This window comes from Tautonia sp. JC769, from assembly GCF_040717455.1.
Taxonomy (GTDB): Bacteria; Planctomycetota; Planctomycetia; order Isosphaerales; family Isosphaeraceae; genus Tautonia.
The window spans coordinates 1-20,185 of sequence record NZ_JBFEFH010000049.1 but is presented as its reverse complement, the minus strand read 5'-3'; the positions used below and the strand labels follow the sequence as shown (position 1 = coordinate 20,185).

Genomic DNA, 20,185 nt, shown 5'->3' with positions numbered 1-20,185 from the left:
GAGCAGGCCAGGCAGAACCGCCAGGGCCAGGGCCAGAATCAGCGCGGCCAGCGAGCCCAGCGGGGCAACGACGGCGCCGTCCGGATCGGCGAGCTGAAGCCCGGCCAGACGCAGACGGTCCGGATTCGGGCCATCGCCGAGGCCGAGGGTTCGGCCGGCGTCTGCTTCCGCGTGTCGTACACGCCGACGGTCTGCCTCGTCACCCGGTTCGTCAAGCCCGACATCGAGGTGACGAAGGCGGTCCCGGAAGTCGCGGACATCTGCCAGCCCTTGCGCTTCCGATACACGGTCAGCAACTCGGGCTCGGCCGACGTCAGCGGCGTGGTCGTGACCGACGAGCTGCCCGAGGGCCTGGCCCTGGCCAGCGGCGAGCGCACGCTCCGCCACGAGGTCGGCGACCTGCGGGCCGGCGAGTCCAAGGAGTTCAACGCCGACATCCGGGCCACCCAGCTCGGCCAGTTCAGCAGCCGGGCCGTCGCCACGACGGCCGACGACCTGGAGGCCCAGTCGCAGCGCCCGTCGACCCGGATCGTCGCGGCCGACCTGACCGCCACCATCGAAGGCCCCGAGGTCCAGTACACGGACCAGCCGAGCACCTACCGCGTCACCGTCCGCAACCAGGGTGACGGCCCGGCCATCGACACGAGCCTCGAGGTCGACATCGACGACCGCACCCGGCTCGTCCGCACCAGCCGGACCAGCCTGAACAGCGTCGCCCCTGATCAGGAGGGGGACATGCTCCGATGGGACATCGGCCGGCTGGAGCCGGGCGAGGAGACCGTCGTCAGCTTCAGCGTGAACCTGTCGCAGGTCCCGCAGGGCTATCGCGACCGCGCCGAGGGTGACGAGAGCGGTGACGCCGAGGCCATGACCCTGCGTCACGTCGCCGTCGCCTCGTCGCTCTGCGCCGCCGACGACCAGCCGGAGGAGGTCCGTCAGCGGGCCGCGGCCCAGGCCGTCGCCCAGGCCGAGATCCTCACGCTGCCGGCGCTCCTGCTCGCGCTGGTCGATCGTAACGACCAGGTGCCGCAGGGCGAGAACGTTGAATACGTCGTGACCGTCGTCAACCAGGGCACCGGCAACGATGACGAGGTTCAGATCACCGTCACCCTGCCCGAGGGCCTCGAATTCGTGGACGCCGAGGGCCCGACCGACGCCAACGCCGACGGCCAGAAGGTGAACTTCGGCGCGGTTGACACCATCGCCCCGGGCGAGGAACTGCGCTGGATCCTGACCGCCAAGGCCAACACCTCCGGCCAGGTCAGCACCCGGGCCGACCTCGACAGCTCGTTCCTGTCGACCACGGCCATCTCGGTCGAGCCGACCACCATCCTCGGCTCCGGCACCAGCCCCCGCGAACCGGCCCCGGGCAACACCGAGCCGGGCAACCAGTCGAACAGCAACAACAACAGCGACAACAACAACAACAACGACAACTGAGCGATGAACCGGTTGTCGAGTTGAGTGATCGCGTCAATCACGGCCAACGCCTCGAACGGGGCGTTGGCCGTTTTTTTGTGTGTGGAGGGATCGTTGAAGGCTGATCAGTTTCCCTCGGTGCGAAGCTCGTGAGCGAGCCGCGTTTCCAGTTGCAGTCGCTTGAATTCGAGTTCAAGCAAGTTCTGCTGGGTGACGCCGACGCCTCGCGTCTCGGTCAGCTCGCGATAGATTTCCTCGACACGGCGGATCTTGGCCACTTCCTGGGCGATGACGTTGCGGCGGTCGTCGAGCGATGGGGTCAGGTCGAGCGCCGCGTCGAGTCGGTGAGACGACCACGTCATGTAGTCTTCAATCGCCGCGTGGAAGGTGCCGCGCTGGGCCGTGGGGGAGGGAGGCTCCAGGAACTTGACCAGGGAGAATTCCATCAGCTCCTCGGCGATTTCCGATCGACGGGTCGCCAGGGCTTCGAGCGAGGGCATGGAGTCGATGACCTCCTGCGGGTCGACGTCGACGCCGTTGCGCAACAGCTCGGCGATCTGCCGGGCGGCCTCGCCGCGGGGGGAGGGCTCCTGCAAGCGCCCGACGGTTGGCGTCTCCTGGGCTCGGGCGATCCGGCCGGCGCCGAGGGGGGTCAGGATCACCAGCCCCCCGAGCAGCGGGGCGGCCATTGCGGTTCCGATCGTCATTCGCCTGATCATGGTGTTCCTCATTCCTTGCTGGATGATCCGCCCGGCCTTCGCTCGCGATCACGAGGTCGCGTGCCGGTCGTCGTGCTTCGGCACGATGACCTTGAGCGAGGCCGGCACCACCTCGAATTCGACCGGGGTGGTGCCGACCAGCTCGCCGTCGATGGCCACTTTCTGCGGGGGGTTGGTCTCGACGCGCACCCTGGCGGCCCGCATCGTGATCACGCGTTCCTCGGGGGCCTGCTGCGTCAGGCCGGCCTGGAAGAGCTGCATGATCGTCTGCACGGCTTCCCAGGGGGTCTTCACGTCGACGAGCGTGGTCACGTCGAGCAGGCCGTCGTCGAAGACCGGCGTGCCGCTTCCCTGGGCGAAGACCGAGCTGGGTGGCGCGGCGTTGGCCACCACCACGCTCCCGCTCCGGAACTGGTGCCGCTTGCCGTCGCATTCCAGGACCACCTCGAATTCTTCCTGCGCCTTGATCTGCTCCCAGCCGCCGACCAGGTAGGCGAGCACCCCGAACCGCGCCTTCAGGTCGCGCTGGGCGCGCTCGATCATCCCCGACTCGACCCCGATGCCCGCGAGCTGGAGCATCGGGCGATCGCCGCATCTGGCGGTGTCGATGGTCCGGGTCGCCCCCTCGAGGATCGCCTGGCAGCTCCGGCCGATCGGGTCGAGGTAGAGCTGCGGCCCGAACAGGGCGACGGACAGGGCATTGGCCGTCCCCCTCGGGATGATCGCCAGGGGGACGTCGGTCCCGGTCAGGACCTCGGCCACCTCGGAGACGGTCCCGTCCCCCCCGGCGGCGATCACCAGATCGACCCCGGCCTCCAGGCCGGCCCGGGCCAGTTCGGCGGCCCCCACCTCGGGGGTCGTCTCCTTCACGTCGAGCATCATGGCCGGCTCGAGCAGTTCGAGGATCCGCTCGCACTCCTTCGGGGCGTCCCCCGCCCCGCAGATGGGGTTGAAAATCATGAACGCCCGCCGCTTGGCCCGCAACGCCTCGAAGACGGCCTCGGCCGTCGCCGGGTTCAGGGCCAGCGCGATGTTTCGGGTCAGGCAATCCTTGATGAGCGCATCGACCTCGCCCCCGGCGCCGATCGCCTGGTCCTCGAACAGGACGAGCGCCACCGGCCGATCGGCCTCGGGGCCTTCGATCAGGCTTCGCAGGCCCACCACGCGCTCGACCGTCTCGAAGCCGAGGCGTTCCAGTTCCTCGGCCACTCCCGCCGCCGCCTTGACCGGGAACCGCGCGAGCAGGCCCTCGGCGTTGTGAAGCACGGCCCTGGCCTGCTCCTGTTGATCGTCGTTCCAGTGAATCGCGAGCCAGCTCATCCGTTGGTGTCCTGGTGTTCCTCTCGCCCGGCGGGATCGCATCGATCGCCGGGGGGCGTCCGTGGTCGCCCTTTTTGAGTGTACGCCCGAGTCCCCGGGAATGCATCCAGCCGTTCAAGGCGATTCCCCGTTTGCCGGGCCTGCCGATCCCCCCCCGGCCGGCTCGACGGCCCTGCGTCGGCCCGGGGCGATTTTCGAATCACCTTTTGCCCAATGCCCGGCCGATAGGATACAAATGTGCGTGACGTCCTCGGAAGCCCGACCCGACCGCCTGATGAGCCCCGAGACGCTCGTTCGTTCCATCCCCCAAATGTTGTGGAGCCTCCGCCAGATGCCTCGACCGAACCATTCCGGCCCCCTCTCCCCGCCCGCGAGCGGGGGAGAGGGTGAATCTGCCACCTTCTTCCCGCACCATCCGGAAGGAGGCCGGTGCCGAGCCGGACTCGCGTCAAGGCGTCTTGATCGGAGGAACCACCGAGTCCCTGTTTTTTTTGATTCCGGAGCCTATCGCCCATGCATGCCCGACGCGTTTTCTCGGCCGCGTTCGCCGTCGTTGTGCTCGCCAGCGCCCCGGGCCTCGCCCTCGACGAGGAGCCGAAGCCCATCGATGCGTCCGCCGCGTTCGAGCGGCTCAAGTCGCTCGTCGGCACCTGGGAGCAGCGCGAGGGCGAGAACGTCTTCGTCCTCACCTACCGCCTGACCGCCAACGGCAGCGCCATCGTCGAGACCTACGGCCCCGGCACCAGCTTCGAGATGATGAGCGTCTATCACCTCGACGGCGACCAGCTCCGCGCCACCCACTACTGCGCCGCCGGCAACCAGCCCCGGCTCGTGCTCGACCGGGAGGCCTCCTCCCCCGAGGCCCTCGTCTTCGCCTTCGACGGCGGCACCAACTTCGACCCCGCCACCGACATGCACATGCACGAAGGCCGCATCCTCCTGCACGACGCCGACTCCATCACCGGCGAGTGGACCGGCTACATGGACGGCAAGCCCTCCGGCACCCACTCCTTCGTCCTCTCCCGCGTGAAGGACTGATCCCCGCCGCTCTTATCGCCCGGCCCACCACGCCTTTTCTTCCCGAGGCCGCTGGGCCGGGCCAAGTCTCCTCCCTCGCCCGGGGTCGGCACGCCCTGGGCCACCCCGGGCGAGGCGTGGTTCACTCGCGGGCCGTCAGCGCCTTCGCCACCGCCTCGCGGATCTGATCGCCGCGCATCCCACGGGCGACGATCGTGCCGTCCGGCCCGATCAGGACCAGGGCCGGGATCGCCCGCACGCCGAAGGCATCGAGCACCTCGCTTCGAATCCCCTCGCCGACGAACCCCTGGGCCCACGGCAACCGCCGATCGGCCTGGAACGCCCTCGGCGCCTCGATCTCCTCGTCGATGCTCAGGCTCAGCATCACGAACTGCTCATCCTCGCCGAACTCCGCGAACACCGCCTCCATCGTCGGGATCTCCGCGATGCACGGGCCGCACCAGGTCGCCCAGAAGTCGACCAAGATATACTTGCCCCGGAATTCTTCCAGGCTCAGCGGCTCGCCGTCCAGGGTCGTCGCCTCGATCGCCGGCGCCTCGTCCCCGGCGTCGGGGGCATCACGGAGGAAGGACGACATCGCGTCCTCCTGACCCGGCCTCGGGCTGCCGACCCGGACCGTCCCCAGGTCGATCTGCCCCGGCTCGACGGGCGTGATTGTGGCGATGTGTTGATAATATTCGCCGTCGTAATGAGAGATGCGGTACTCGCGTCCCGGGACCATCCCCTTGATGGAGAAGCGGCCCTCGGCGTCCGTCGTCACTTCCGGGCTGAAGGCGGTGATGAGGGGGGGAGAGTCGGCCGGATCGCCCTGGTAGACCTCCGTCCCCGCATGCAGTCCCTGGTTCGCCAGCGGCTCGCCCGTCGTGTCCAGCGCGATCCCCGAAGCCGACGCCGTCGGCCCGACCAGGATCGTCACCTCGTCGTCCTCGCCCGAGACCCGGAGGATGCCGCCCAGCGACCAGTCCTGATTCCGGGCGAGGATCTCCAGGCGGTCGAGGTAGCGTTCCGTGTCGAAGCGGCCGTCCTCGCCGCTCGACAGGGTGAAATGGCCTTGCATCGACTGATTCGCCGGCACCGCCTGGACGAGCAGTCCCTCCAGGCCCTTCGAGGGGTCGGCCGCCAGGGCGACCCGGCCCGCGAACGGGCCTCGCTCTGGCCGTTCCATCCGGAAATCGACGACGTATTCCTCCCCCTCGACCGCATCCACCGTCTGGCTTCTTGCCCCTCGCCCGAGCCCGACCAGGGTGAAGCTCCCGGGGCCGACCCGAAATCGGTAGGCTCCCTGTTCGCCGGTCCTCGCAAATCGGACAAGCTGGAGCACACGGGAGGTGCGGTCCCCCTCCCGCCTCAGGTATTCCGGCATTGCCCCTCCGCTTTCGATCAACTGGACGAAGGCACCCGGCTCGGGCCTGGCGTCCGGACCAATCGTCACCGTCCCCCGGATGACCGCCCCCCGGCCGAGCGTGAAGTCGATCCCGTCGACCGTCTGCCCCTCCTCCACGACAATCCCGGCGCGGCTCGGCGCCGCCCATTCCTCGTCAATCACGCCGATGATGTAGTTATGCATCGCTTCCACCGAGAACTCGAACGACCCGTCTTCTTCCGTCTGGCCTTCCACGCTGCTCCCGAAGCCCCACCCCGACCCATGGCCGGTGATCTCGATCCCCCCGGCCGGCGACCCATCGGCGTGCGTCACCCGACCCCGGATCGTCCCGTTCCGGAGGAATTCCGCCGTGATCGTCGCCCCCGAGGCGGCCTCCGGCCCGATCATCGCCCGATCGGGGGCGTGATAGCCCTCCGATCGGCTGAGGATCTGGATCGGCTGCGCCGTCACGGCCGGGATCCAGTCGAAGGTCGCGATCCCGTCGGCCCCGGTCGTCGCGTGGAAGCTCTGGGAGCCGCCGAGGTTGGCGACCTCGCGTTTCCCCGCCTTCATGATGAGCCAGGTATAAAAGTCGACCCCCTCCAGCGGCTCGCCCCGCCGATCGACCGCCTTGAGCTTCACCGTTCGGGCCCCATCGAGGCTCAGGTCGATGGCGCCCGGCAGGTCCGCCGCCTTCGTCCCCCGGTTCCGCTCCGGACCGAGTTCGGCGTAGTCGAATCCGACCCCCGACTTCAAGCCGACCGCCCATGCGATCGGCGCGTCGGCCGGCAAGCGGACCGGGGCCAGGCCGTCGGCGTCGGACCGCGTCCGGACGATCGGCGTCAGGTTCGCGAACAGCTCGATCGTCGCCCCCTCGACCGGCCTGCCCTCCCCGTCCTCGGCCCGGATGACGACCTCGCGACTCGGCTTCAGGATGACCTGGAGGATTTCCTCCTCCCCGTCCTGGGCCTTCTGCCAGTCGTAGACGGCGAAGCCGAGCCGGCCCCGGTCGCCTGCCGAGGCGACCACCGGATGCCCGCCCAGGTTCCTCCCCGGTGCGGCGATCGCGAATTGCCCCTCGGCGTCTGAGACGCCCGTCCCCCTCTCCTCGACCGGCAGGAACACCGTCACCTCTGCACCGGCCACGGGCCGACCTTCCTCATCGACCACCACCCCCCGGGCGATGGTCGATGGCGTGTCTTCGTCCTCGCCCGGTTCGTCCTCCACAACCGTGACTGGCGTGACCGCCAACGGCGCGACGGGCGGCCCTCCCCCTCGCGGGCCGATGGCCCAGGCCGCGCCGATCGCCACCGAGGCCGCCAGGCCCACCGCCGCCAGTCCCGCCGTCAACTTGTAGAAGAACATGGTCCTGAGCACCTCTCCTGCCAGTCCGGAAACCGCCGCCGGGACCGCCCCGGCGGCAACACCGCGAGTCGTCACGATCCAGGCCGCCTCGGCCGTCCGCCGCACCAGAGACGCCGGCACCCCCGCCGCGGCGGGTCGGCCGAGGGCCGCGATCACGGCCGAGGGGGCGAGGCCGCGACGGACGAGGCGGCCCCGGAGCAGGTCTCGGCCGCGGGCGAGGCGGCTGGAGAGGGTGCCTTCGGCGAGGCCGAGGCGGTCGGCGGCCTCGCGGCGGGAGCGGCCTTCGAGGTCGCAGAGGAGCAACGGCCCCCGATAGCGGTCGGGGAGCCGGGCCAGTTCCTCGACGATGAGCCGGCGCAGTTCCTCGACCGATCGGTCGGAACCGACCGCGACCGAGCCGGCCGACGGGATGACTTCGGCCTCGTCCCCGAGCAGGCGCTCCCGACGCCGCCGCCGATCGGCCCGGCGACGGGCCTCCCGAGACACCCGCAGCGCCACGCCGTAGAGCCAGTTCCCCACCCGATCGCGCCCCGAGAGCGACGCCGCCCGCCTCGCCAGCACGAGGAAGGTGGCCTGGAAGGCGTCGTCGGCCTCGTGCGGATCGCCGAGCAGGCGCCGGCAGACGCCCAGCACGGTCGGCCCGTGCCGCTCGACCAGGGCCGCGAACGCCTCCTCGCCCCCTTTGCCGTCGCGGTCGAGGAACCGGGCGAGCAACTCGCCGTCGCTCAGGCGGCCGATCGCCCCGATCGTGAAGACCCTGCCCAGGTCCTCCAGCGCCCTGCCGGTGATCCTCCGACTCATCGAGCCTCCTCCCCCCTCCCCGCCTCACGGTATTGCCCCGTCACCATCCTACTGGCCGCCCGACGCCCCGCGCGTCCGAAGTTTTCGGGATCGGCTCGGAAAAAATCTCCCGATGCGGGCACGAAGATCGAGACGACACCCTCCTGCCGGGCAGGACGATTGCAAGGTCCCTCGCGTAGTACCGCTTCCAGTCAATACTGGTGGGTTCCGGGTGCCCCGGGTTCCGCGCCGCGGACCCCGGGCCGGGGGACGGCAGGCGCATGCAACTCCGCCCGGGGTCCGCGGCGCGGAACCCGGGGCACCCGCCGAAATACCGTGAACCCACCGATGAAGACCGGAAGCGGTACAACACAACTCACCTGGTGGCGGCTCGGCATGACGGGCGTGGCCCTATTGGGAAACGATCGACGGCGTCGGGGCCGCCCCCGCCCCCACCCCGGGCAGAGGAGTCGGGAGACTTGCCTTCGGGGCCAGGGTCCGGGAAAGTGGGGCACAAATCCATTGAGTGAGACGACCGAATTGCCGAGGAGAGAGGCACCGATGATCCGATTGCGAGTCCCCCCCCTGCTCTTGCTCCTGAGTATCACGACACTCGTCCCGGCAGCCGAGCTGCCCAAACGGCCGAACATCATCCTGTGCATGGCGGATGACCAGGGGTTCGGCGACGTCGGCTACAACGGCGACCCGATCCCGCACACGCCGAACCTGGATGCGATGGCCGCCGTCGGCCTGCGGCTCGACCGCTTCAACACGGCCGCGCCGGTCTGCTCGCCGACGAGGGGGAGCGTCCTGACGGGTCGGCACCCGAACCGCTTCGGCTGCTTCTCCTGGGGGTTCGAGCTTCGGCCCGAGGAAGTCACCATTGCCGAGCTGCTCCGCGACGCCGGCTACGCCACCGGGCACTTCGGCAAGTGGCACCTCGGCTCGGTCCGGCCCGAGGGGGCGAACAACCCCGGAGACAGCGGGTTCGAAACCTGGCTCTCGGCCCCGAACTTCTACGAGAATGACCCGATCCTCAGCCGGGAAGGGACGGCCGAGCCGCTCGAAGGGGAGAGCTCGATGGTGACGGTCGAGGCCGCGCTCGACTTCATCGACGAGGCGACCGCCGCCGATCGCCCCTTCCTGGCGGTTGTCTGGTTCGGCTCGCCGCACACCCCCCACGAGGCGACCCCCGAGACGAGGGAGCCGTACGACGACCTCGAACTGACCAACCGCCTCAAGAACTACTACGGCGAGATCACCGGCATCGACGCCGCCATGGGCCGCCTGCGGGCGAGCCTCCGCGAGCGCGGGATCGCCGAGGAAACCCTCGTCTGGTACACCAGCGACAACGGCCCCCAGAACAACGGGCCCGGCTCGACCGGCGGACTCCGAGGCCGCAAGGGCCAGCTCTGGGAAGGCGGCCTCCGCGTGCCGACGATCCTGGAATGGCCGGCGGCGATCCCCGAGGGACGCATCAGCGATCTCCCCAGCGGCACCGTCGACATCCTGCCGACCGTGCTCGACCTGGCCGGCGTCTCCTACCCCCAGCCCGATCGGCCGCTCGACGGGGTGAGCCTGGCCCCGCTGATCGCCGGGGCGATGGAGGCCCGTCCCAAACCGATGGGCTTCTGGGTCGCCCCCAGCCCCGGCCGTCGCACGCCGAGTGCCGAGATCATGGCCGCCCACCTCGCCGCCCAGAACGCCGGCGAGCCGCTGCCCCGGGAACTGCCCCCCGTGCCGACCGAGCCGGCCGAGCGATTGATCGCCGCCTTCGAAGCGGGCGAAGAACTCCCCGGCCACGCCGCCTGGATCGACGGTTCGTGGAAGCTCCACCGCATTCCCGGGCAAGACGGCTCGATCACCCTCACCCTCTACGACCTCGCCGCCGACCCGACCGAATCCCAGGATCTGGCCGGCGACCACCCCGACCGCACCGCCGCGATGGCCGAGGCCCTGGCCGACTGGCAAGCCTCGGTCGTGCGGAGCCTCCGCGGCGACGACGACAAAGGCCAGTGACCCGGGAGGTTTTGAGCCACGGATGGAACACGGATGGAACACGGATGGGAGGAGAGGAGAGAGAAGGAGAGTGGAGGATCAGGATTCGCGAGAGCGTGTCTCAGTCGGTTGCCTGATGCCCCTGCCCCGACTCGTGGACGAAGACGCCGTCCCCTCTTTCTCAAACCTCAAGTCTTCTCCGATCCGTGTTCCATCCGTGTTCCATCCGTGGCTCCAAACCGCCTTTTCTCCGGAATTCCCTCCCTTCATGCTCCAAGGATCCTCTGACATGCTTTCCACAGCACTTGCCCTTTTCTTGATGCCGACCGTCACCGTGGCCGTCCCCTCGGGGGTGGTGAAGCCGGGGGCAACCCTGGAAACGCTCTGGTCGGAGGGGGAGTTCACCGAAGGCGGGGCGATGGCCGCCGACGGGGCGATCTTGTTCTCGGACATCGGCGACCGGATCATGCGGTTCGACCCCGAAACCGGCGAGACCACCGCCTTCCGCGACCCGAGCGGCCGGTCGAACGGCCTGATCTTCACGCCCGACGGCCGCCTCGTCGCCGCCGAGGGGGCGAACACGGGGGGCAACCGCCGCGTCTCGATCACCGAGGCCGACGGCACCGTCCGCACCCTGGCCGACGGCTACGACGGCAAGCGGTTCAACAGCCCGAACGACGTGGCGGTCGACAGCAAGGGGCGTGTCTATGTCTCCGACCCCCGATACGTCGGCGACGAGCCTCGCGAGCTGGACCTCGAATCGGTCTACCGGATCGACCCGGACGGCACCGTCACCCGCCTGGAGACGACCGCCAGCAAGCCCAACGGCGTCGTCGTCGGCCCCGATGACCGCCATCTCTACGTCTCCGACAACGGCCCCGAGCGCCGGGCGTTGATCCGCCTGGACCTCGACCCCGAGACGGGCGACGTCTCGAACCCCCGCAAGATCAAGGACTTCGGCCAGGGCCGCGGCATCGACGGCATGACCATCACCGCCGACGGCCTGATCGTCGCCACCGCCGGGGCCGGCCGACTCGGGGGCGTTTACATCTACAAGCCCGACGGCACCCCCATCGACTTCATCCCCACCCCCGCCAACCCCACCAACGTCGAGTTCGGCGGCCCCGACCGCTCCACCCTCTACATCACCGCCGGCGTGAGCCTCTACCGGATCGAGACCACCCTGACCGGCTACCACCCGGGCGATTGACCCGTCACAAACGAAAGCACGCCTGAGCAGATCCGAATGACACATTTGTGTCACCCGATCTGCCCTCTCGAGCCATCATTTTCGGAGGGTGATGCGATACGGGAGGCCCGGGGTCGGTACCGGCAGGGCCGTCTCGGGTGCCTCCAGGATCGCCGCCTCGCCGTCGAGGCGGTACGAGAACGGCGCTCCCGAGACGGGATCGACCGGCACCGGGATGACCTCGATCGCGTCGAGCGAGGCCGGCAACGTCCCCTCATTGGCCGATGCGTGCCAGCGGATCGCCTCCACGACCCGCAGCGCCGCGACCCGGCGAGCGATCCGGGCCGGCGGCAGATGGAGATGTCTGACCAGGGCGAGGACCTCGTCCCCCGAATCCGACGGCAGGATGGGCATGAGCACGATCGACGCATCGTCCGGGATCCTCGACCGGGCAAAGATGGGCAAGGCTTCTCGGATCGAGAGATACGAGAACTTGAACGCCCCATCGATGAGCCGTCGGTTGCGTTCGGCGAGGAACCGGACGATGAGCTCGGCGTTGGAATCGGTCGCGAGGGACCCGGGCTCCGCGAAGAACTCCCGGGCGGCGGGCAGGTATTCTGATCGGAACTGATCGAGCGTTTCCGGGACCCGGTCGCCTTCGTCCTGATCGTCCGGTGCCTGTCGCAGCTCGACGTCGATGCGAGCGAGGCGCTCGTGGAGCCTTGCCAGGCGGATTTCCCACTCCTCCTCGGAGCCGACCGAGTCCAGCCCGGTCAGTTCGGGGAGGATCCACTCGCCGACGACCTGTTCGGTCTCCAAACCCTCGCGGGTGTCGATCAGAGGTCGAGGCAGGGCGGCCAGGGCCCAGGAGAGGTTCGGCGCGTCGGGCCGGGAGACCAGTTCCTCGACCCGGTCGAGGAACTGGTTGGCCACGGCGATCCCGACCAGCCGGCTGATCATGAACGGCGACTCCGCCAGGTGACGGGCCATCGCCATGCCGGTCTGGATGGTCCGGACCGCCTCGTCGAAGTCGCCTTGGGCGATCTCGACCCGGGCTTTCAGCGCAAGCAGGCGGGAGGCGGTGCGAAGTTCCTGGATATCGGGCAAGAGGATGTTGTAGGCCTCCTCCCGCTGCTCCAACAACGGATAGGCCCAATCACATTCCTTTCGCCGCGCGGCGATGGCGAGTTGGAGGAGCGAGTTGCCGTACATTCTGACGAAGTCGCCCGCCTCCTCGACGGGGAAGGCATCGAGGGGCTCGTCGAGCCACGGCACGGCCTTCTCGTGGATCTGCTTCTTCGCCTCCGGATTCTGCTCGGCATAGAAACGGAGGTAGACGGGCGCCGCATTGCCCGGGTACAGCTCGGCGGAGGACGGGAGCAGGCGGTAGCGAAGGGCCGGGACCGGCTCGGGCCGGGGCGTGAGGACGAGGTTGAGCAGCTGGGCCTCGGGCTCGTCGTCGGCCCGGACGGTCGCTGCCGAGGCGATGGACGCCGAGAGGACCAGGGCGGCCAGGAGGCATCGATTGAATCGGATAAATCTCATGCGAAAACCCCTTTGATCAATAAATTCCACATACGAGAATATATCTGGCTCGTTGCGAGGCGCACCGGGGACAACGGACGGCGCGGAGGTATGGCGGGATTCGGCGGAGGTGCGTCGCGAGACGCACCCTACGGGATTCAGGCCCGGCCAACCCGGTCGTGAGGCTATCAGGCCATTCAGCCCTAAAGGTCGAGGGCACGATCGAACCCGCCGGCGCGGAGGATCGGCCGGGGGGAGCGGGAGTCGAACTCGGAATCGGGAGTCACGATGGTCGGAGGATCGTCGAGCCCGCCGCCGGAGGCGAAGCGGCGGGTGAGGGCGAGGTAGCTGGAGGGGTCGAGCGGCCTCGGCTCCGCGAGGGGACGGGGGGGAACGGGCTCCGGGACGCTCGGGATCGGATCAGGAATCGGGGCACGTTCGGGGATCGGATCGGTCGGGGTTTGCTGTGCGAGCAGAGCCTGGCGGAGGTCTCGGCGGTCGGCGGTGGCGTCGATCAAGACGAGACCGAGGCCGGTCGAGAGCAGGGCGAGCACCGCCGTGGCCGACTGCCAGGGGCCGGCCCCTGGTCCGGATCGGGCAGACGCCCGGCCGGCCTCGAACAGGAGGCGGTCGCGGTCGAGCCCGACGGGGGAGGGTTGCCAGCCCCGGAGGCGGGCCTCCAGGACAGTCAAGGAATCGTCGGGGATTCGGGGGCGTTCGGTGTCGGGCATGGTGTCTGTCCTTCGAGCCGGGCGAGCAGGTGGGCCAGGCCGGCGTGGTAGCGCCGGTGGGCCGTGGTGAGCGAGCAGCCGAGCAGCGAGGCGACCTCCTCGAAGGTCAAGGCCCCCCAGATCCGGGCGACGATCACTTCCCGGGTCGCCGGCTCCAGCTCGACGAGCAGCTCGGCGGCCCGGTCGGCGTCGAGCCGGTCGTCGGTCGAGGCGAACCACGACTCGGGGCCGGCGGCCTTCGTCTCGCGAGCCTTCCGGCGGCGGGCTGATCGGCTGGCGGCGATGGCGGCGTTGCGGACCGTCCGGAAGAGCCAGGGGACGACGTTCTCGGGCTCCGAACGCTGTCGGGCCAGGGCGAGGAACGCCTCCTGGACGACATCTTCGGGGGTCTCGCACCACTGCCGGGCATAGAGCGCCAGGGCGGCCCCGAGTTCATCGAATAACCGCGCCACCCGCTCCGGCCCGATCACCGCCATGCTCCCTCCGCGTCGTCCCCGTCGCCGCTCGTGATGATCTTCCTGGAAGAAAGACGTCGCCGAGGCTCGGGTTTTCCGCAGAGGCCCGAATTTTCTCGTCAGCCGCCGAGCCGGGTGCCGGCCACGTTCACGCCGCTGCCGATGATGAGGTTGTGATCATAGGCCCATTCGTAGGCGCGACCTGACTTCTGGGGGCGTAACTCGGTCAGGTCGCCGAAGCCTTCGGCCTCGAACCAGGACCGGAGCTCGGCCGCGGTGTGATGCGACTGGTAGGTGGGGGCGTACCAGTCGAAGTTGTCGCAGACGCGGAGGGTCCAGTCGGGGTGGTTGGAGAAGTTGATCACCTTGTTGAGTGTTTGTTTCAGGACCGGGATGCTGCCGAGGACGCCGAGGCCGGCGCTGATCGGCTCGAGGGCCCGGGCGGGCATCCGGGAGGTGAAGACGCGGAGGCCGCTGTTGATCCATTCCTGCGGCGGGGTGTTCTTGCGGTAGAGCCAGACGGCCAGGCGGCCGCCGGGCGTGACGCGGCGGGCGATCTCGGCGAAGGCCCGGCGCGGGTCGGGGCTGTGGTGCAAAACGCCGATCGAGAACACCAGGTCGAAGGCCGACTCGGCCAGCGGGAGATCCAGCAGGTCGGCCTGCACGATCGCCGCGTTGGGGAACTCGGCGGTGGCCTTCGACGCCTGGTCGACGGCGTCGCTCAGGTCGACGCCGAGCACCGTCGCCCCCATCCGGGCGAGCAGGCGGGCGTATCGGCCGCCGCCGCACCCGGCGTCGAGCACGAGCTTGCCGGCGAGGCTCTGCGGATCGACCCCGGTCTTGACCCGGAAGACGGCCTCGTCCTCCTCGTCGCGGACCACGTCGTAGCGGTTCCACTGGCGGCCGAAGCTGGCGACGTAGGGGTGTTCGGCGAGCCTCGGCACGCCGGAGACGATCGGATACGAGGCGCCGCAGCCCTCGCAACGCAGGGCGGACGCCCCCCCCGGGTCCGGCCCCGGCTCCAGGGCGGCCCGACACGATCGGCAGCGGATGAGGGCAAGCAGTTCAGGGTTCATGTCACGTATTCTACGAGATGATGGGTCGGTTGGCTCCTTCGTTTCGAGTCGGCCTCGATGAGACCGGGGCGATCCCGTGGCAGGCCCGGATCGGCCGCGGTATCGTAAGCCCTCAGGAGGCCCCCTCGCCCCGAGGCTCGATCGGCCTCGGTGCGCGGGAGGCCGAGGGTCATCCTTCCTGTTCGATCGCTCCTCGCGAGGCTCTCCCGATCATGACACGCTCCACCGGTTGCCTGATCGCCTCGATTGCCCTTTTGGTCGCATCTCCGGCCGCCCAGGCCGACGACGAGCAGACGAAGACCGTCGTGTTCGTCGCCGGCAAGCAGAGCCACGGGTATGGTGCCCACGAGCACCGGGCCGGCTCGATCCTGCTGGCCGAGGCCCTCGAAGCGGGCATGCCCGGCTATACGGCGAAGGTGGTCGCCGACGGCTGGCCCGAGGACAACGCCGTCTTCGACGGGGCCGACGCCATCGTCATCTACTCCGACGGCGCGGGGGGTCATCCGGCCCTGCCCCACCGCGACTTCCTCGACGACCTCATGAAGCAGGGCGTCGGCCTGGTCTGCCTGCACTTCGCGGTGGAGGTGCCCGCCGGGTCGCCCGGGGGCGACGACTTCCTGGAGTGGCTCGGCGGCTACTTCGAGCTGCACTGGTCGGTCAACCCGCACTGGACCCCGACCTTCGCCGACTTGCCCGACCACCCGATCACCCGGGGGGTCGGGCCGTTCACCCTCAACGACGAGTGGTATTACCACATGCGGTTCCGCCCCGGGATGGAAGGGGTGACCCCGATCCTCTCGGCCGTCCCCCCCGAGTCGTCCCTGTCTCGCCCCGACGGCGACCGCAGCGGCAACCCCGACGTCCGCCGCGCCGTCGCCGCCGGCGAACCCCAGCACGTCGCCTGGGCCTTCGAGCGCCCCGACGGCGGCCGAGGCTTCGGCTTCACCGGCGGCCACGTCCACTGGAACTGGGGCGACGACGACTTCCGCACGGTCGTCCTCAACGCCATCGTCTGGGCCTCCGGCGGCGAGGTCCCCGAGGGGGGCGTCCCCAGCGAGACTCCCTCGCGGGCCCAGCTCGAAGCCAACCAGGACGAGCCGAAGCCGGCCTCCTGATCCCGCCATTCCGGCCCGGTGCGCCCTGGTGCGCCGGGCCGGTGCGCCTCGGCACGCCGGCCCGGGACGCCCGATCTCGATGCGATGCCAGGAAGTTACGTCGATCGCCCCGTTTTCGTTTCGATGATTTCCCCGTCGCCAGCTTGGCTCGTTTCGCCACGGCACTTCTCGTCCAAAGGCCACGCCCCGCTCGGGTTGTTTCAAGCCCGAGCGTAGGGTGCCGTCGCGTCCGCGAAGACGCACCGTCACCGGGGGAGGTGCGTCTTCGCGGACGCGACGGCATCCTACTCCTCTCGATATCCCGGTATCGCTTGACACACCCCGGACGTCGCGAGGCACGGGCCCGGTGCGCCTGGGTGCGCGGGCCTGGTGCGCCGCGGTGCGCCGCGGCGAATCGTGTGATAGTGCCTACGGCAAAAGGGGTTACGCTCATCGCCTCGCGTTCGTTTCGGGAATTCCGTCCGCGCGATTTCGGCTTCGATTCGTCGAGGCCCCCCTCCCAGGGGGAGAGGCACGCCGGGTGCCCCGGGTCCCGCTCAGCGGACCCCGGGCGAGGGGTCATGCAGAACCGCCCGGGGTCCGCTGCGCGGAACCCGGGGCACCCGGTCATCCAGAGGCGGTGCCGGAGAGGTGCGTCTTCGGTGGGTGGCCCTTCCGAGGGCATGGCTGTTCGTCTCGCAGAGGCTCCAGCCCGCCCCCGGGACCCGAGTGCTTGGCCGTCGGGGCGCCCGCGGTGCGCATCGGTGTGCAGGCTCGGTGCGCACCAGTGCGCCGGAGAGATGAGGCAGCAATGCGAATGATGGCAAGGGGTTCCGCCACGGACGCCCCGTTCGTTTCGGGAATTCTCCTGTTCGAGATCGAAGGAGGATGCTGGGCACCTCGCATCATCTGCCGATCGCCGCGACGCAGGACTCGGAACCCAATCGTGGGTTCCTTTCGCGCGATGGCTCAAGGGTGTGTCCCGGCATCTCCCGATGATCTTGCTCCGACCCGATTGCCAAAGACGCCCGGCCGAGCCAAAGGGTGCCCCCGCGAGCGGCGGCTTCCCTCGACACGAGGAGAGGCCCCATCGGGAGACTCCCCTGCCCTTACTGATATCATCGTGGAAATCCGGCCCGGCAGTCACACAAACCGGCGGGCGGGCAAAATCGCCCGGGCCGAGCCTCCTCGCGGCCCGGCTCAAGGGGGTGAGGAGTCGGGCAATTGAGGACGCAGATGGCCCGATCGACGCTCCCGTTGTCCGGGGGGCGACGGCGCAATAGGTCGATACGGGGCCTCGCCTGGCAGGCAAGCCAGGCACAACAGAACACCTCGCGTCATTCCGCGCCCCGGACCAGGCGGACGTGAACCAGGCCACCCCGCGAGGCACGTTGCAGCAGGCCCTCGGACGGATCGAAGCATCAGGCCCCTTGACGGCTGACGACGGACGCCGTAAGATCACCGCAGAGCTACGACAATCGCCGTAAAGAAGAAGGGGGCGACGAGAGGATCATGGCCGAGGCGACGCCTTCGTTGGGAGAGCTGGAGATCCAGGTGATGCGCCTGGTGTGGGAGCATCAGCCGTGCTCGGAGCGGCAGGTGACGGACCGGGTGCAGGCGGAGAAGCCGGTGGCGCGGACGACGGTCTTGAAGACGATGCAGCGGCTGGTGGAGAAGGGCCTGCTGGAGCGGGTGGAGGGGGAGGCGGGGCCGGTCCGGTTCCGGGCGACGGTGGCGAGGGATCGGCTCTTGCCGGCGCTGGTCAGGAGGTTCGTGGAGCGGATGCTGGGCGGGACGGCGGGGCCGCTGGCGGCGTATCTGGCGGAGTCGGGGGCGGAGGGGTTGTCGGCCGAGGATCTTGAGGCGCTCCGGGCCCTGGTCCGGAAGATGGACGAGGACGGTCCGACGGAGCCGGGGCCATGATCGACCTGCTGAACACCTGGTCGGCGGCGTGGGCGGCGATGACCTGGGCGATCGTCTGGCAGTCGACGATCCTGGCGGCGGTGGTGGCGGTCGCGGCGAGGGGGCTGCGGGGGGCGATGCCGGAGATCCGCTACTGGCTCTGGCAGGCGGTGGCGATCAAATTGATGCTCATGCCGTTCTGGGTCGTCTCGGTGGGGATGCCGGGGGTGGTCCGGGGGCCGATCGGCGCGGGCGGCGGGGAGGAATCGGCGGGGGACGCCGGGATCGGGGACGGGGTGCCGGTCTGGCCGACGGCCCTGGAGGCCGAGGGGATGCCGGACGGCGGGGCTCCGCCAGGCGGGAGGTCGGCGGGGTGGGCGTGGGGGGTCGGGAGGATCTCGTGGGCGTCGTGGGCGTTGATGACCTGGCTCGTCGGGATCGGGGCCGGGGTGGTGGTGCTGGCCCGGCAGCATGCGGGGCTGTCGCGGCTGCTGTGCGGGGCCGAGCCGATGACTGATCGGACCTGGGGAGGATGGATCGAAGGGGCCGCCGAGGCGTTGGGGTTGCGACGGCCTCCCCGGACGCTGGTGACGCCGGGCTCGGGGTCGCCGTTCGTCTGCGGGTTGATTCGCCCGACCCTGGTGCTGCCGGGGTCTTTGGTGGCGAGCCTCGACCCGATGGCGGCGCGGCGGGTGCTCGTGCATGAGCTGGCACATCTGAAACGCGGCGATCTGCTCTGGGGGTGGATTCCGGAGATCGCGAGGCGGATCTACTGGTTCCACCCGGTCGCCCACCTGGCGGCGGCCCGGGCGCGGTTCGAGCGGGAGCTGGCCTGCGACCGGATCGCGATGGCCCATTCCGGCCGCGACCCGGTCGGCTATGCGCGGACGCTCGTTCACGTCGTTTCGCAGGGATCGCTCGCCTCGTCGGCCGGCGATGGAGGAGGGATCGGGGGCGGGGATCGTCGTCGGTCGTCGCCCGGGACGCATCAACAGGAGCGCGGATCATGATCACGTCGTTCGGACCCTGGAGCAGCGGGATCGACTCGCACTCGTGTCCTCATCTCAGCACCTTCTGGAAGCGGAGGATGGCCATGCTGCCGTGCCTGGCGAAGGACTCGGGGGCGCCGACCCGGCGACAGGTCCTCCACGCGGGCCTGCTGAGCCTGGGCCTCGCCGCGTGGCCGACGCTCCGGCCGGGGAGGGCCGTCGAGCCGGGGGCGGTGCCGGGGCAAGACGACAAGGCAAAGGGGATGCTCTATGTTCATGCGATTTTCACACTGATTACTCAGGAGGAGTTGGAGCGGGGCGAGGGTGCGGAGAGAGGCGGCATCGTGGCCTTGGATCCTGAGTCGGGGGAATGGCGCATGGCGCATCCCCGCAACCTGGATGTCTTCTCGATCTCGCCCGACGGGACGAGGTTGGCGTTCGGAGATCATGAGACCCGGGACGGCTACCTCCGGCTGACGAACGTCAAGATCGCCGAATTCGGACGGCCAGATGCCCCGGTCGAGACGGTCTGCGAGTTCGGCGACTGGGCGGTCTGGTCCGGCGACGGCTCGGAGCTGATCGTGCCGCTGCTGACCACCGAGCTGGGCAAGGACCCGAGGCGGTGGGAGCACTGGCGGATGAACGCCGACGGGACGAACCGGGTGAAGCTCCCCATCCCGGAATCGCACTGCATCATGGCCTGGTCGCCCGACGGACAGTGGATCGCGACCGCCTCGCCCGATCACCCGGACGCGAGGGGCAATCACGTCTACATCATTCGCCCGGACGGGTCGGGCCTTCGACGCATGTCGGACGAGGACATCAGCGCCCATGCGAGCTTCTCGCCCGACAGTCGGAGACTGGCCTTCGTCGAACGCCGGTCGATCGTCACGGTGAACCTGGACGGCACCGATCGGCGCAGCTTCACCCCGGCGGAGGAGTCGGCGGGGTCTTATACCGACACGGCCTGGTCGCCGGATGGTCGTTCCGTCGCCTGCACCGCAATGAATTTTGATCGTGATCCGGAGGTGCGGCGGAATCAGGAACCGGATTATCGCATCCTGATCATCGACACCGAGGACGGCGCGGCCCGGACCCTGCGTGTCCCCGGCGCCCTCTTCCTGAGCAGGCTGTACTGGCTCTCGGGCTGATCGGGATCGATTCGGAGGCGTTGGGCGCGACGTCGCGGAATCAAGTGGCCGGGCCGATCCCGGGGAGGAGGG

The 20,185-nt window shown here is 69.5% G+C and carries 15 protein-coding genes; 8 read left to right on the top strand and 7 right to left on the bottom strand.

Annotated features, from left to right (window positions below):
- On the top strand, positions 1 to 1,440 hold a 1,440-nt coding region (locus tag AB1L88_RS26450; protein WP_367099724.1), incomplete at its 5' end, for a hypothetical protein.
- 104 nt (positions 1,441 to 1,544) lie between these two features.
- Here AB1L88_RS26450 and AB1L88_RS26445 read toward each other — a convergent pair.
- Positions 1,545 to 2,126: a hypothetical protein gene (locus tag AB1L88_RS26445; protein WP_367099723.1), complete on the bottom strand. Its 582-nt coding sequence runs from the start codon at positions 2,124 to 2,126 to the stop codon at positions 1,545 to 1,547.
- Between the two features lie 60 nt (positions 2,127 to 2,186).
- Positions 2,187 to 3,458: a diacylglycerol kinase family protein gene (locus AB1L88_RS26440; protein WP_367099722.1), complete on the bottom strand. Its 1,272-nt coding sequence runs from the start codon at positions 3,456 to 3,458 to the stop codon at positions 2,187 to 2,189.
- Between the two features lie 513 nt (positions 3,459 to 3,971).
- Here AB1L88_RS26440 and AB1L88_RS26435 point away from each other — a divergent pair.
- Positions 3,972 to 4,496 carry a hypothetical protein gene (locus AB1L88_RS26435; RefSeq protein ID WP_367099721.1) on the top strand — a complete coding sequence of 175 codons (525 nt, stop codon included), beginning with the start codon at positions 3,972 to 3,974 and terminating at the stop codon, positions 4,494 to 4,496.
- 121 nt (positions 4,497 to 4,617) lie between these two features.
- Here the strand turns inward: AB1L88_RS26435 and AB1L88_RS26430 are convergent, their stop codons facing one another.
- Complete coding sequence (locus tag AB1L88_RS26430) at positions 4,618 to 8,025, bottom strand: sigma-70 family RNA polymerase sigma factor (protein WP_367099720.1); 3,408 nt, start codon at positions 8,023 to 8,025, stop codon at positions 4,618 to 4,620.
- 540 nt (positions 8,026 to 8,565) lie between these two features.
- Here AB1L88_RS26430 and AB1L88_RS26425 point away from each other — a divergent pair.
- Entirely contained in the window at positions 8,566 to 10,023 is a 1,458-nt protein-coding gene (locus AB1L88_RS26425) for a sulfatase-like hydrolase/transferase (RefSeq protein WP_367099719.1), read from the top strand.
- Positions 10,024 to 10,291: 268 nt separating this feature from the next.
- Positions 10,292 to 11,212 (top strand): SMP-30/gluconolactonase/LRE family protein, encoded by a 921-nt coding sequence (locus AB1L88_RS26420; RefSeq protein ID WP_367099718.1) that lies wholly within the window; start codon positions 10,292 to 10,294, stop codon positions 11,210 to 11,212.
- Positions 11,213 to 11,287: 75 nt separating this feature from the next.
- Here the strand turns inward: AB1L88_RS26420 and AB1L88_RS26415 are convergent, their stop codons facing one another.
- The 4 genes from AB1L88_RS26415 to AB1L88_RS26400 form a co-directional block, all read right to left on the bottom strand.
- Entirely contained in the window at positions 11,288 to 12,736 is a 1,449-nt protein-coding gene (locus AB1L88_RS26415) for a hypothetical protein (RefSeq protein WP_367099717.1), read from the bottom strand.
- A 182-nt stretch (positions 12,737 to 12,918) separates the two neighbouring features.
- Positions 12,919 to 13,446 carry a hypothetical protein gene (locus AB1L88_RS26410; protein WP_367099716.1) on the bottom strand — a complete coding sequence of 176 codons (528 nt, stop codon included), beginning with the start codon at positions 13,444 to 13,446 and terminating at the stop codon, positions 12,919 to 12,921.
- A complete protein-coding gene (locus tag AB1L88_RS26405; RefSeq protein WP_367099715.1) occupies positions 13,404 to 13,922 on the bottom strand; it encodes an RNA polymerase sigma factor in 519 nt (172 codons plus the stop codon). The genes AB1L88_RS26410 and AB1L88_RS26405 overlap by 43 nt, the downstream gene beginning before the upstream one ends.
- Positions 13,923 to 14,020: 98 nt before the next feature.
- Positions 14,021 to 14,977: a methyltransferase domain-containing protein gene (locus AB1L88_RS26400; protein ID WP_367099714.1), complete on the bottom strand. Its 957-nt coding sequence runs from the start codon at positions 14,975 to 14,977 to the stop codon at positions 14,021 to 14,023.
- Between the two features lie 212 nt (positions 14,978 to 15,189).
- On the opposite strand from AB1L88_RS26400, the gene AB1L88_RS26395 reads away from it, so the two are divergent.
- The 4 genes from AB1L88_RS26395 to AB1L88_RS26380 all read left to right on the top strand — a co-directional run bounded on the left by AB1L88_RS26395 (position 15,190) and on the right by AB1L88_RS26380 (position 20,113).
- A complete protein-coding gene (locus AB1L88_RS26395) occupies positions 15,190 to 16,092 on the top strand; it encodes a ThuA domain-containing protein (RefSeq protein ID WP_367099713.1) in 903 nt (300 codons plus the stop codon).
- Positions 16,093 to 17,583: 1,491 nt separating this feature from the next.
- A complete protein-coding gene (locus AB1L88_RS26390; protein WP_367099712.1) occupies positions 17,584 to 17,994 on the top strand; it encodes a BlaI/MecI/CopY family transcriptional regulator in 411 nt (136 codons plus the stop codon).
- A complete protein-coding gene (locus tag AB1L88_RS26385) occupies positions 17,991 to 18,983 on the top strand; it encodes a M56 family metallopeptidase (protein WP_367099711.1) in 993 nt (330 codons plus the stop codon). Before AB1L88_RS26390 ends, AB1L88_RS26385 begins: the two co-directional genes overlap by 4 nt.
- Positions 18,980 to 20,113: a hypothetical protein gene (locus AB1L88_RS26380; RefSeq protein WP_367099710.1), complete on the top strand. Its 1,134-nt coding sequence runs from the start codon at positions 18,980 to 18,982 to the stop codon at positions 20,111 to 20,113. Before AB1L88_RS26385 ends, AB1L88_RS26380 begins: the two co-directional genes overlap by 4 nt.
- Positions 20,114 to 20,185: the final 72 nt, after the last annotated feature.